The organism is Vibrio splendidus (assembly GCF_002873455.1).
Lineage (GTDB): Bacteria > Pseudomonadota > Gammaproteobacteria > Enterobacterales > Vibrionaceae > Vibrio > Vibrio splendidus_J.
The window spans coordinates 181,381-195,162 of the sequence record NZ_MCUN01000010.1 but is presented as its reverse complement, the minus strand read 5'-3'; the positions used below and the strand labels follow the sequence as shown (position 1 = coordinate 195,162).

At 45.1% G+C, this 13,782-nt stretch carries 12 protein-coding genes; 4 read left to right on the top strand and 8 right to left on the bottom strand.

Annotated features, from left to right (window positions below; translation table 11 throughout):
* Positions 1-38 precede the first annotated feature (38 nt).
* On the top strand, positions 39-1,052 hold the full coding sequence (locus BCU75_RS09935) for a LacI family DNA-binding transcriptional regulator (RefSeq protein WP_004732795.1): 1,014 nt from the start codon (positions 39-41) through the stop codon (positions 1,050-1,052).
* Positions 1,053-1,252: 200 nt separating this feature from the next.
* Here BCU75_RS09935 and BCU75_RS09930 read toward each other — a convergent pair whose 3' ends face one another.
* Together BCU75_RS09930 and BCU75_RS09925 are read right to left on the bottom strand one after the other, a co-directional pair.
* Positions 1,253-2,881 carry an ABC transporter ATP-binding protein gene (locus BCU75_RS09930; RefSeq protein WP_102473731.1) on the bottom strand — a complete coding sequence of 543 codons (1,629 nt, stop codon included), beginning with the start codon at positions 2,879-2,881 and terminating at the stop codon, positions 1,253-1,255.
* Between the two features lie 12 nt (positions 2,882-2,893).
* On the bottom strand, positions 2,894-3,388 hold the full coding sequence (locus BCU75_RS09925; protein WP_076674910.1) for a hypothetical protein: 495 nt from the start codon (positions 3,386-3,388) through the stop codon (positions 2,894-2,896).
* Positions 3,389-3,628: 240 nt separating this feature from the next.
* Between BCU75_RS09925 and BCU75_RS09920 the strand changes: the two genes are divergently transcribed.
* Complete coding sequence (locus BCU75_RS09920) at positions 3,629-5,989, top strand: Lon protease family protein (protein ID WP_102473730.1); 2,361 nt, start codon at positions 3,629-3,631, stop codon at positions 5,987-5,989.
* A 223-nt stretch (positions 5,990-6,212) separates the two neighbouring features.
* On the opposite strand, the gene BCU75_RS09915 is transcribed toward BCU75_RS09920, so the two are convergent.
* A complete protein-coding gene (locus tag BCU75_RS09915; protein WP_076674916.1) occupies positions 6,213-6,959 on the bottom strand; it encodes a flagellar brake protein in 747 nt (248 codons plus the stop codon).
* A gap of 272 nt (positions 6,960-7,231) precedes the next feature.
* Between BCU75_RS09915 and BCU75_RS09910 the strand changes: the two genes are divergently transcribed.
* Both BCU75_RS09910 and BCU75_RS09905 read left to right on the top strand, forming a co-directional pair.
* On the top strand, positions 7,232-7,516 hold the full coding sequence (locus tag BCU75_RS09910; RefSeq protein WP_076674918.1) for a GNAT family N-acetyltransferase: 285 nt from the start codon (positions 7,232-7,234) through the stop codon (positions 7,514-7,516).
* Positions 7,517-7,527: 11 nt separating this feature from the next.
* A complete protein-coding gene (locus BCU75_RS09905; protein WP_102473729.1) occupies positions 7,528-8,688 on the top strand; it encodes an aminoglycoside phosphotransferase family protein in 1,161 nt (386 codons plus the stop codon).
* Positions 8,689-8,769: 81 nt separating this feature from the next.
* Here the strand turns inward: BCU75_RS09905 and dsbD are convergent, their stop codons facing one another.
* From dsbD to BCU75_RS09880, 5 genes are read right to left on the bottom strand one after another with little or no spacing between them, the layout of a single operon-like run.
* Entirely contained in the window at positions 8,770-10,566 is a 1,797-nt protein-coding gene (gene dsbD / locus BCU75_RS09900; RefSeq protein WP_102464703.1) for a protein-disulfide reductase DsbD, read from the bottom strand.
* The gene (locus BCU75_RS09895) at positions 10,563-11,522 is read right to left on the bottom strand and encodes an FAD:protein FMN transferase (RefSeq protein ID WP_102464704.1); all 960 of its coding nucleotides are present in this window, start codon (positions 11,520-11,522) and stop codon (positions 10,563-10,565) included. The genes dsbD and BCU75_RS09895 overlap by 4 nt, the downstream gene beginning before the upstream one ends.
* Complete coding sequence (locus tag BCU75_RS09890) at positions 11,512-12,738, bottom strand: DUF3570 domain-containing protein (protein WP_102473728.1); 1,227 nt, start codon at positions 12,736-12,738, stop codon at positions 11,512-11,514. The genes BCU75_RS09895 and BCU75_RS09890 overlap by 11 nt, the downstream gene beginning before the upstream one ends.
* A 51-nt stretch (positions 12,739-12,789) precedes the next feature.
* Complete coding sequence (locus tag BCU75_RS09885) at positions 12,790-13,287, bottom strand: DUF4266 domain-containing protein (RefSeq protein WP_102473727.1); 498 nt, start codon at positions 13,285-13,287, stop codon at positions 12,790-12,792.
* The gene (locus BCU75_RS09880) at positions 13,287-13,751 is read right to left on the bottom strand and encodes a TlpA family protein disulfide reductase (RefSeq protein WP_065111803.1); all 465 of its coding nucleotides are present in this window, start codon (positions 13,749-13,751) and stop codon (positions 13,287-13,289) included. The genes BCU75_RS09885 and BCU75_RS09880 overlap by 1 nt, the downstream gene beginning before the upstream one ends.
* Positions 13,752-13,782: the final 31 nt, after the last annotated feature.

Here is a 13,782-nt window from a genome sequence, read left to right as displayed (position 1 = left end):
TTAACGCTCCCCAAATGTCACTTGATTAGGGTATCGAGATGCGTACAAAAACAAAAAAAACCACCGTATACGATGTAGCGAGACTGGCAGGGGTATCTCCAAGTACTGTTTCTCGTTTTCTTAATCGAACGACTTATGTGTCCGATGATAAGAGTCAGAACATAGAACAAGCGATCAAAGACACGGGCTACAAACCTAACTTCCAAATGCAAGAAAATACCAACCGACGCTCGCTCACTATTGGTGTATTGGTGCAACACCCTGACAGCCCCTATACCAGTCGTATTCTCAACGACATGGAAAAAACGCTGATCGCTCAAGGCTATTCATTAGTGATCGCGACAGGGCATTGGCAGAAAAAGTTAGAAATGCACGCGTTGGAGTATCTCGCAAAAAGCAACGTAGATGGCATGATCATCGTGACTGGCAGTATTACTCAGGAAGAAATTGCCAAATATGCACAAGACATTCCTATCGTGATGGTTGGCTACGATTTTGTTGAGAATAACGTCCGCTCCATCAACATTGATAACGTGTTGGGCGGCTACATGGCAACCTTACATTTACTGCAACAAGGGCATGTGAATATTGCTCATATTAAGGGGCTTTCAAGTCAACCTGATTCGGGAAATCGCTTTGAAGGCTATAAGAAAGCACTTCAAGAGGCGGGTATTAAAGTGATGCCAAAACTTGTTAAACAAGGTGATTTCAGTAGTGAATCTGGCTACGAGAAAACGGTAGAGTTGATTGAATCTAAGGTTCACTTCTCAGCCTTGTTTGCTGCTAATGACCAAACGGCTTACGGTGCGATTAAGGCGCTGTCTGACCACGGTTATAAAGTGCCAGAAGATGTGTCTGTGATTGGCTTTGATGATTTGCCGACGTCTAAGTATTTCACGCCAGCCCTGACGACGTTGAGGCAGCCGATTGAAGAGATTGGTGAGGTGTGTGCTCAGTCGATCTTGAACTTGTTATCTGGCGAGAGGCATGAAGCTCGACTACCACCGATTGATTTAATTGTTAGAGAGTCGACCAAGTCTTTGTATCGCTAGTTTGTAATGAAGTGATTTGATGGCAGGGAATGACATCTCAAGATCGATTATTACTCTTCAGAAACGAAAAATGTCGCATCCATGCGACATTTTTCTTTTGGCGGCCAAACCAGTTTTGCTATATCCATTCTAGAGTGCAATCCATTAGGAGATTATTCAGAATGTACTTATAAGACGCTGTTAATGTTGATTAGTTCCCTTTAAGCGGCATTTTTTTTCGATTTATTTTCTAAGTCGAATGACGCCTCAATCAATTTCTTGGTGTATTCATTTTTCGGGTTATTGAAAATATCTTCTGCAGAGCCTTCTTCCATCACTTCGCCCTTTTGCATGACTAATACACGATCCGACAGTGCTTTCACTACCGAGAGATCATGGCTGATGAAAAGGAAACCGATGTTGTGCTTGGTTTGAATGTCTTTCAACAGGTCAATCACGGTCAGTTGTACCGAGCGATCGAGTGCTGATGTTGGTTCATCCAGCAAGATAAAAGAAGGTTCAAGAATCAGCGCACGAGCAATCGCGATACGTTGTCTTTGTCCGCCAGAGAACTCATGCGGATAGCGGTTAATTGAATTGGGTTCTAGACGTACTTCAATCAGCGCTTTGCGTGCTCGTTCCAATCGTTCTTTCTTAGATAGTTGAGGTTGATGCACCGTTAAGCCTTCGGTGATGATTTCCCCAACTGTCATACGTGGTGACAAAGAGCCATAAGGGTCTTGGAACACCATTTGTACATCTTTCTTGAGTTTATGGCGTTCTTTGTCGGTTAATAAACTGACATCTTGGCCTTTATAAACAATACGTCCGGTACTTGGTAGTAAACCGATTAACGCTCGTCCCAGTGTTGATTTCCCTGATCCGGATTCACCAACAATGCCCAAGGTTTCACCCTGTTTAAGGTTCAACGAAATACCTTTTACGGCTTCGAAGTACTGACTTTTACTCTTAATGAAATGTGATTTAACCAAGAACTGAACTCGGATATCGTCAGCAGACAATAGCTCTGGGGCTGATGCCTCAACAGGAACCTTAGCGCCTTTAGGAATCGAGTTAATCAGCATGCGTGTGTAATCGTGTCTTGGGTTCTCGAATAAAGATTGAGTCATCCCTTCTTCAACTAGCTCACCTTTGCACATTACCAGAACACGATCAGCAAAGTGTCTTACTACGCCAAGGTCATGGGTAATGAACAAAATTGCCATGCCCATTTTGCTTTGGATTTCTTTGATAAGAGAAAGCACTTCCGCTTGGACGGTCACATCTAATGCGGTGGTGGGTTCGTCGGCAATCAGAATGTCTGGCTCGTTGATCAACGCCATAGCGATCATGATGCGTTGTAACTGACCGCCTGAAAACTCATGGGGATACTTGTTGTAAGCCTGCTCTGGCATTGGCAAGTGCACAAGATTGAAGAGCTCTAGCACGCGCTGTTTTGCTTGAGATTTCGATACCTTACGATGACACATAATGGCTTCAGCCACTTGAATGCCTACACGCAGGTATGGGTTGAGAGAGGTCATCGGTTCCTGAAAGATCATTCCGATTCTATCGCCCCGAATCGATTGCATTTGGCGCTCTGTTTTTTCTAATATTGATTGCCCTTCAAACTCTATTTGAGATTGAGGGTCAATAATCGCGTTATCAGGAAGTAAACGCATGAGTGCGTTAGAAGAGACTGATTTACCTGAACCCGACTCACCAACAATGGCCAAGGTTTCGCTGGAGTTAAGGGTAAAGTTAACCTTTTTAACCGCATCAATGATTCCATCATTGGTTGTGAAGCTAACGGAGAGGTTATTGACTTTGAGAATGGCCCGGTCCGACATGATATATCCTTATCAATTTAAGACATTAGGTGAAGATTGAACTTCTGACGTTGTTTTTAGCTGCCCAAAATGGTGATGAGCACGCTGAATTTGTTCTAGCTCAAGCATCCAATGTGAGCTGCGCTGAGCACTGCAAAAAGCGATCAAGTGATTGAGTAGATCTTCACTTTGCTTCTCTAGTAGTGAATAAGTACGTTGAATCAGTTCAGTGCTTTCTAGAGATATAAACTGCATCAGTGCGTAAGACTGATTCAATGTGTCGAAGGCTTGCTGTTGTAGTCCCTGACGGTTAAGAATTTCTGATTGAGCTACGCTTGCGTCTCTTAGCCCTGCTAATAAACAAGCAAACTGACAGGGTTTGATGTCGCTTTGGTATGCAGCATCTTGGATGTGGTGAGGAAGAGACGTTAGAACATCACCATAAAGGCGCTGTGCTTCTGGCCAGTGACCTTGTTCCATTAACTGTTCAGCTTTTAGGTAGTGCATCCAGCATCGTTCAATTTCCATATCCACATCCTCAATTTATAATATTTTCAAATGTTAATGATATTTATTATCAAATGCAAATTAAAATCATTCATACGTTGAGTTGGCAAATAAAATGGCCGGTTATTCTTAAAAATGGCTCAAATTGTGTGTTATTTGTTCGGTTGAACAGCAGTACAGCGTAAGTCACTAAATTTATAGGAAATTACATCTACACTGATTTTATCTACACCCAAGTAATGAAGGACTAAGGAGGCGGCGATGGCGATGCAAAGACTCAATACAGAACAGCTGTATAAGGTAGCGGAACTCGATAAGCTACCATGTAAGTCGACCAAAGAACTGGCTCCAATTGACGAGATCGTCGGGCAAGAACGGGCGCAAAAGGCCGTTGAGTTCGCGATGTCAATCAAGGAAAAGGGTTACAACATTTATGCGATAGGTCGAAATGGTCTTGGTAAACGCACCATGATTTTGCGCTATCTAAACCGACACAATCAAGAGGTTCAGGAGCTTTTTGATTGGTGTTATATCGCGAATTTCGACGATATTCGGACACCTAAGGTGCTGAAATTGCCTCGCGGCGTTGGAAGCAGCTTAAAGCAAGACATTGAAAAGCTGATGCGTAAATTGCTTAAAGCAATGCCGCTCGCATTCGACAATGAGATGTACTTTAGCCGTGCTGATAGGCTTAAAAACCAATTGGCTACGAAGCAACAAGCTGCATTAGAAACGATTAGCCAAGAAGCGAAAGATAAGGGCATCAACCTGACGATTACTACTCAGGGTGATTACCAGTTTGTCGCAATGAATGGTGATGAACTTCATACCGAAGAGAGCTTTGATCTGCTTTCGCCGGAAGAACAAGATCAATTTGATAAAACCATTGATGGACTAGAAGTGGGGCTACGAACCATTTCTCGTGAACTGACCGAGCTTGAAGAGACGTACACGGAGAAAATTCAAAAGCTCAATGATGATACGGCGCGAGATGTAATCACGCACTTCATCAAGCAGTTGAAGCAGGATTACAGTCAATATCCAGATATCAAAAAGTACCTGACGGCGCTGCGTAAAGACATTGTCGACAATGCAGATATTTTCTTGGAAGAGAGCACAGAGCAAGCAGAGGTTGCGACCGCCTCTTTGGATAAGAAAATGCCGCGTCGCTACAAGGTTAACGTGATTGTGAGCCAGAAGGAGGAGACACTGCCGATCGTGGTTGAAGAGAATCCGAATTATCACTCTCTGTTTGGCTACGTTGAAACGGCAACTTTTAAAGGCACCGTATTTACGGACTTCTCATTGATTCGAGCTGGTAGTTTGCATCGAGCCAATGGCGGTGTATTGCTTATGGATGCGGTGAAAGTACTCGAACAACCTTATGTTTGGGAAGGCCTGAAGCGCGCGCTACGTTCGCGTCAATTGAGCTTCACTTCATTAGAAAAAGAGGTGACGTTAACGGGGGCGGTATCGCTTGATCCAGAACCGATTCCATTAGACGTTAAAATTATTTTGTTTGGTGATTACCGCACTTATCAACTGCTGCAACATTACGATGCGGAGTTCGGTGAACTGTTCCGTGTCACAGCCGATTTTGAAGATGAGATGAAGCGTACTGCGGATTCTGAAATGCATTATGCACGCTTCATTTCGAGCATCGTGCATGACAACAACATGCTGCATTGTGATCGTAAAGCGATAGCTCGCATCATTGAGCACAGTTCTCGTCAGGCGGGTGACCAAGGTAAGTTGTCGCTGCACTCGGCACACATTGCGAATTTGCTTCGTGAGTCAAACTATGTAGCGAGAGGCTCAAAATCGAACCTGATTCGTGCAACGCACGTCGATCAAGCGTTATCCAACCAACAGATGCGTGTCGGACGACTGCAAGACAGCGTAATGGAAACCTTCACTAACGGTACAACGCTTATTCATGTTGATGGTCAGGCGGTTGGGCAAGTTAATGCTCTGTCGGTACTCAGCACAACCGATCATATGTTTGGTGCGCCGAACCGAATCACGGCTACCACAGCTTACGGTGACGGTGAAGTGATTGATATTGAAAGAAACGTAGACCTAGGTGGCAGTATTCACTCGAAAGGGGTGATGATCTTGTCTGCTTATCTTTCTTCAGTGTTTGGTAAGACAGCGAAAGTCCCGCTCACCACTAACATCACCTTCGAACAATCGTATGGTGGCGTTGATGGTGACAGTGCGAGTATGGCCGAGTTCTGTGCGGTGGTGTCTGCGTTTTCTAAGCAGCCAAACCGCCAAGACATCGCAATTACCGGATCGATGAACCAGTTCGGTGAGTCTCAGCCTATTGGTGGTGTGAACGAGAAAATTGAGGGTTTCTTTGATGTGTGTGAAATCAAAGGACGTTCAAATGAACAAGGGGTGATCATCCCGCGTTCGAATGTTCATAACCTAATGCTGCGCAGTGACATCGTTAAAGCGGTTGAAAAGGGCGAGTTTAATATCTGGGCTATCGATCACGTGACGGAAGCGATTGAACTGTTCACTGGTAAAGCGGCAGGAGAAGCGAGTGATGAGGGTAGCTACCCAATCGATACTATCTTTGGTATCGCTCAAGCTAAACTGAACGCACTGCGTAAATAGCTGTATAGCTAGACTAGATAGTTAGCTAGTTTATGCCTAGATAAACAGATAAACAGATAAACAGATAAACAGATAAACAGATAAACAGATAAAAACAGCCAAAACGCAAAGCCATCGATTCTAGAGTCGATGGCTTTTTTATTGGTTGCGACTTTGCTCGCGAGTGAGCAGTTTGTGTTTGGTCAATTCACTGGATTAGATGAACGCAGCGTGTTCAATGACCTTAGCCGTTTCGTAAGCAGAGCTTGGTGCCATCGAACTTCAATTTTGCCAACAAGTGCTTAGCGTTAGCTCGGCCAATATCATCGAATTCCACACCGTATCGAGCGTAGTGCGTCGATTTTTGCAGATTACAGATGATGCCTCTCAATGGCGGGATAAGAGGCCCATTGTAGTTCTCAGGCGTAATCTCGATGGACACTCGATCGGCAATCTGGATTGCACGAGAGGTCGGTGAGGTCACAAAACGACAACCACTTTTCGATAAGTCTCTTATCTCACAGTTTGCTCGTTGGTCGTTGAAGATAATTCTTGAAGCCAAGTTCACTTCATAGCGTGTTTCTTTACGCAACTGAGTGACTTGCATCGTGCTTGGTGTAGAAAGCACAAGAATAGGGAAGGGTTCACCAATCTTATGGTGAATTTGGCTTCTAAAGTGGATAAGTGCGCCTTCACCTCGCAGAGAATAGGCACGAGCGGTCATCCAAAAACCTTCTTGAAAGAAAAAATTCAGATCTTCATTGGAAACCTCGGGAACCTCAACCACAATACAGTTATCACTGTGCGTACCGATAAATTTGGTGGTGGCGAGAAACTTAGTGCCAACTGGAGTCGAGATATTTAATGTCAGCTCACTACCGTGCTCAATCATGGCTAGGGCATCGGTGCTATTAATCGTAGAAACGATGCGGTTACGAGGGTCTTGAAGTGCCTGATTATGCTCCAAAGGCTTCTTCAGTGGTGCGTTCATTATTTGTTCTCCATGCGCCAACATGCGTCTGTTAGTTATATTGGTAACTTGCTAACAAGGGGGTGTTACGTGCTAGATTTGATATAAGTACTTTGAATTATTTATAGAGTGTGATTACTTTCTTTTGATTTTATGTAAATCAGCGATCTCTAAAAATATCCGTTGTTTGAAGTACTTAGTTTTGTTTATATGCACTTGCGTTAGTCTATTACATGAAACTCATACTTCAAACTTTAATTGTTTGTCGTATCAATTATTTTTAGGAGTTGAGAATGCAGGCAATAAAATGGGTTCAAGACGAGAACTTGATCACGGTTGAGTTAGAGCCTAACCAGTTCGCGGTTGTTGGATATCAAAGGGACGGAGATGTACTACGTATCACGTCGACACGTATTCCTGATGAACTGCAAGGCAAGGGCTTTGGTAAGGTGATGATGGAGTCGGTCTTGCCTGAAATTGAACAAGCAGGCTTCAAAATTGTTCCAGTGTGCAGTTATGTCGTGCACTACATGAACAGGCAAAAACAATGGTCGCATCTTCTATCCGATAAAGCATAGCAACGAGTTATATGTCTCAATCAATACCGTCAAACAATCTTGCTCAATCACAAGTGAGTACAAGTCAAAATCAGCCAGAGCTTTATCAACAAGAGTTTTATCAAAATGAGCTTTATCAAAAAATAGCGACCTCGTTGGGGTGTTACCAAGGATTTGATGTCCAAGTAATTCAACGTCTGTGGGGGGGATATGGCGAGTTAGTTCGCTTAGTCTTTTCTCGAGAAAGCCATGCTGAACTTAAGAGTGTGATTGTTAAGCATGTCGCATTGCCAGATAAAGCAGAACACCCAAAGGGTTGGAATACCAAACTCTCTCACCAACGAAAGGTGCACTCTTATCAAGTGGAAACGGCTTGGTATCAATCGTTCACTCAGCAATGGGATGAGCGTTGCCCTGTGCCTGTTGGGCTGAAATGTGAGTTACAAGAGAACGAGTGGCTGATTGTGATGGAAGACTTAGCGGATATCGGCTTTCCGTTAACTTCTCTGTTTGATGTGCTTGCTGTTTCTGACGATCTGGCAACCAAAGATACTCAACCTGAACTGGCGTGTGGTTACACTCTCGCAGAGCAAAAACAACGTGATGCCTGCTTAAAGTGGCTTGCTAATTTTCATGCAAAGCATATCTATATCGACCAAGAGCAGTCTGCATCATTATGGAAAATAGGTACTTACTGGCATTTAGACACACGTCCTGATGAGTTCAATGCCTTGGTTGACTTACCATTGAAGAATCAAGCGCAACACATCGACCGTTTACTCAGAGAGTGTCCGTATCCAACTTTGGTGCATGGTGACGCCAAGCTCGCTAATTTCTGTTTTGATTCAGAAAGCCAAAACGCTGCTGCGGTCGATTTTCAATATGTGGGTCATGGTTGTGCGATGAAAGACGTGGCTCTGTTTATGAGCAGTGCGGTGAGGCCGCAAGATTGCGCTGAACTTGAGTCACATATGTTAGAGACATACTTCCGATTCTTGGAAGAGGCATTGGCATACTATCAGCCACAGCTTTCGTTTGATGACATCGAAGCTGCGTGGCGACCTATGTTTTATGTGGCGTGGGCTGATTTTCAACGTTTCGTAAAAGGTTGGAGCCCAGAGCACTGGAAGATCAACCCGTATACTGAGCAATTGACTCAAACGGTTATTGGTCAGCTAGAAAACCCAAAATAAATTGCCTCATACCTGCAAACCAGATAAGAAAAAATCGCCCAATTTATGATTGGGCGATTTTGATTTTATCTCGCGTAGGCCTTAGTTCGTTTGGCTATCAGCTTCTGTTGTTCGTGTGTAAGCGAGCTTATTGGCAAGTTTGAGTTTTTTATTGAAACCCTCTTTATCAATATCCCCCATTACTCGCGCAGGCTCTATTTCACCACTGGCGGGTGAGTAAAAGAAAATAGCTGGTGGACCGAACACATTTTTGTTGTTGAGCCACGCCATTTGCTCGGGGGAGCTTTCTGTTACATCAAGTTTTATGGTCTTCCACTCTTTAAGCTTTAGGCTCACTTGTTGGTCGTTGAACACATTCGCTTCAATTACTTTACAAGACACACACCAATCTGCGTAAAGGTCGACTAGCACTTTTTGGCCGCCGCTCGCTGCGGTTTGCAACTGTTGTTCTAACTGAACAATAGAGTCTGTTTTTTCAAATGGAGTGGTCGTAATGGATTGGACTGACTCCCTGTTTGCAAGTGGATTCAGAGGATCGGTATTACCCAAGAAGAATCCGACAAACAGAACTAACCCATAGCTCAGTGGTAGCAAAGCAGAGAACTTACGTGTACGCGCCCAACCCGGTTGGGCGGCTTCTAAAGCCCCGAAATGGACCCCAGAACCGATGGCGAGCAGCGCCCATAAGATCATAATGATCGATGGAGCGACAAAGCGGCTTAATAGCACGATAGCAACAGCCAATAGCAGCACGCCAAATACTTGCTTAACTGAAACCATCCATGCGCCACTTCTTAATAGCAAACGCCCGCCACTCGCTCCGATAGCGATAAGTGGTACGCCCATACCAAGCGCCATTACGAACAGAGTCGCTCCGCCAAACATCCAATCTTGAGTGGTTGAAACGTACAGCAACGCACCAGCTAATGGCGCACTGACACAAGGTGACACCACCAAGGCTGAGATTGCGCCCATGGCAAAGACACTGGCGATCTTACCGCCGCCAAGCTTGTCTGAACCGCTGTTGAGTTTTTGCTGAAGAGCGGCAGGCAGCTGAAGTTCATAGAATCCGAACATCGCCAACGCAAGCAGAACAAAAACCGCCGCAAAGCTACTTAACAACCAAGGCTGTTGCATCGCGGCTTGTAGGTTGACCCCTTTTGCCAAGGTGGTGACTAAGATCCCCGTCATGGCATAGCTGGTCGCCATACCCAGAACATAGGAACTGGAGAGTGCCGCACCTTTCTTGCCTGTCATCGCTTTTTCGCCACCGATGATGCTAGCCAAAATCGGAATCATCGGTAGTACACATGGCGTCAGGGACAAGCCTAAACCAAGCAAGAAGAACACAAGAAGCGCTTGTAACTTACCGGCTTGGGATAGGAACGAAGATAAGCCATTCGTATCCTCACTGATCTCACCTAGGGTTTGATATAGAGAGTTTGATGGCTCCTCAATCAGAGCTTCAGCTACGGTTTCGAGCATAGGTAAATCGAGCACTAACTTTTGCGGCAGATAACAAAGTCCTTTGTCTGCGCAGCCTTGATAACGCACGGTGAGTTTCCCACTTCCCGAGTAAGGAACAGTAACGGTAACGGGCTCGTGAAATACGACGACGTTGCCAAAGTTAGGGTCCTCTTTCTCTTCACCTGGCAGCGAATAACTCGGTTCTAACGTTGATAATGAGGACTCCCCTTTGAACGAAAATCGAGATTGATACAGGTAGTAACCCTTGTGGGTATCAAAGCTGATGACCGCGCCTTGGTTTGTGGCTTCCCATGTAACAGGGAAGGCCTCTTCAACGGGAAGGAACTCGTTTTCTTGAGCATGTAACAATCCGCTAAACAATAGAATTAACGTAAGTAGGTAGCACTTCATGGATGAAGGAACTCCGTGTTTTGGTGAATGTGTAATTGATCGTCGATGTAAATAACAGCACTGTCTTCGGGCACCGAAATATTAGAGTTCAGTGTTAGAGAAGTGCTGAGCACGCCCGCTTCTAATGTGGACGACGCGATAGCAGTAACAGACATGATTTTCTTTTCAACATCCTGCTTCGACAGAATATGAGAGGTGGTCTTGTCACCAAATTGCACTTGGCGCTCACTGTGAGCCGAAGTCGTGAGCGCTGCGTCCGTTAACGGAACGGCGAAAAATGGGGTCTTGTTGTCTCTTGGGTCTAAGACAGCAATGTTAAATGCCGAGCCATCCGGTTTGGTTCCCAACGCATAGATGTCACCGCCAAAATTCACCAACATCGACGTCGCGCCGAGCTGTTTTCCGATCGCTACGGCTTGGTCGACGGCGTACTCTTTGATTACGCCGCCAAAATCGAAACGAGTACGGGAATCAGGGACGTGTAGCCTTGTCTTTTGTAGATCGAGGGTCCCTTGTAGATCCACGGCCCCTTTTTGATCCATTGTCCCTTTCAATTCCCAAGCTTGCTTACCCAAAGCTGAAGACAAGGCTTGGAACGCGTGGCTGTGCAACATCTTCGGTTTCTGTTTTAAAAGATGTTTGATGCTGCCGACCGTGGTATCAAAGGTATCGAATGTCAGTTGACTTAATCGGTCGAGATGTTGAAAAACCTCGGCAGATTCAGAATCGAGTTCGACATCACATGACGCTCGCTGATTAATGCATTGTGTTAACCACGAGTCGTTGCAGTAAAAGTTATATTTTTGTTCCAATCGGCGTGTGTTTTGCTCTATCTCCTTGGCTATATCTTTTGCGCTTGTCTCTGGAAAGTTAGCCAAATCAATCGACAAAATTTGCACTTCACACGGTACGGTCATGGCATGAAAACGATGCACAAAGGTTAGATTAGAACTCATAGGTTGCTCCAACCGCCCACCATTGCGCTTCAAAACCGTTGCTCTGTTCGTAATACGCAGCAAGCGCATTTAAGCGTAATTTCTTATGTACCTTGATACTCGCCCCTAGCTCATAGGCATTGGCGGTGAAGTTGCCTAAGCGAAGGTCTGAAGTCGCGTAGCCTGACGATGCAAAAGAAGGATCGGCACTACTAGGGTCGCGATAGAAATCGGCTGCATCTTGCGTGTACCAAAAATAGCCCGGTGCCAAGGTTAACCACTCACTCACTCGCCAAGATAATTTGCCGCCTAACTGGTGAGACATTACGCCCCAATCATCCATAAACCATTTGTATCTTGGTCGGATTTTTAGACTGTCGGACAATGAGTAAAAGGCTTGGATATTGATACCGCCAGAGAGTCGCGTATCCGGTCGAGAATCTTGTCCCAAGAACACTTCATTATCATCGATTTTACCGTCGTCATTGATATCGACTTCACGCAGGACCGTTAAATAGTGATTGCTCAAATAGCCACTTCGGTAACCCGTGTAAGCGGTAAAAATGCTGTATAGATTCGGTGTGAAGGTTTGTGATAATCCGGCTTCCAAACTGCCGGTGAAAATGTCTTCCCAGCTCTGGCTGTTTGATGAAGCCAGCGAGTATTTTCCGAACGCTTGAGTCTGATCGAAAAGGGCAGAGCCACCTAGACTGTAAGAGCGGTTCTTAGTGCTATCGGCATAGATCAAACCTTTGGCGTTGATACCAAGGCTTTCATAATCTTCTTCTTGAGATGCGTTGCCACCTAAGGTCCATTCATTACGTAACGTGTCACGATAGGTCGCGCTTAAGCTGATCGACTTTCTGGTGTCTTCAAGCCCTACTTTTTGGATTTCATAGCCACTGCGGTGAGGATCGTAGCCTACACGAATAACCTCGTCGGTTTTATTCTGTGCTTGTTGAGTTTTCAGGGCGCGGTTGACCTGATCCGCATCCGAAGCGAGAGGTGTTGTTGGCCCCCATGCCGGAGATGCACCAGAAACACTGTCGTAGCTTATCTCTGCGTTGAGTGTCCAATCTAAGCCGATACTTTTCTCAATCGAAACCATGGTGTCATTGGCTGATACTCTGTCATCGTATTCCTCATAGCTCAGGTAATGAACAGAGATATGATCTTCAGCTAATGCCACGTTAGCCACTGCCGCTGCACTCAGCAGCGTAATTGGTAATTTTTTCATTTTGTTCTTATTTTGTTTTTTTAAATACTGATTTGTTCATTGATGGAGCGGTTAGTTACAACCACAGCCACCGCCACCAACACCACTGCCGCCGACGGAACCTTGTTTGTAAGCGAAGACCTTTTCAGAAAAGACGTCGAATTCAGGCACCGGGCCACCGGGTTTCATCTCTTTTTGAGCCAATGTGCCTTTTTCCCAAGGCTTTACAGGTTCAATACCAAGAAACTCATCAACGAAAGCCAGAGCAGAAGGTTTGTTGTTTACTTCTTGTGCTTTCTGTTCGATAACCAGTTGCTTTGCCTTGGGTTTCACCATTTCAATGTTTCGTCTGGTTGCACGTTTCGCTTCTGGGTTTGAATAATCACCGCCACTTGAATAAACGGTGCTGGAGATGATCTCTTCTTCAATGATTGGGCCTTCGTTTTTTCCGCTATCGTTGGCTTGCTGTTCAGCGGGCTTCTTTCCTAAACCACTAAGATCGAGTTCAAGAGCCGCATTAGCCGTCATTGGAATAGCGAGTAGCCCAACAAGGGTGGCTTTGATTAGCATTACAGTTGCACTCCCATCTTGGTGAGGTCGTCAGTAATGACGTCGCTAATGTGGTTGATGGCACCAAAACGAATCTTGATAACCTTGCCTTGATAGATGTAATAAAGCGCTGGCATGCCGATCGGCTTGAACTCGGCAATCAATGCTTGTTCAGGGTCGTTAACAACAGGGAACTCCAGTCCGAGCTGCTTTTGAAACGCCAAGCCAACCTCAACATCTTCATCAACGTCCACGCCTTTAAACGTGACACCAGTGCCTTTGAGTTCGGTGTAGAGCTGATTGACTTCCGGTAGCTCTTCGCGGCAAGACACGCACCACTCTGCAAAGAAGTCGATAATGGTCAGTTCATCCTTGTTAAGTTGCAGTTTCTCGATAACGTCTGGTGATAAAGAATCGCCTTCTTGATAAGCCAATGCGGGTAAAGAAAGGCATAGCGCCAATAGCGCTAGGGCTCGTGTAAACATGTTTTTCTCCATATTGTTTTTAACTTGTTTG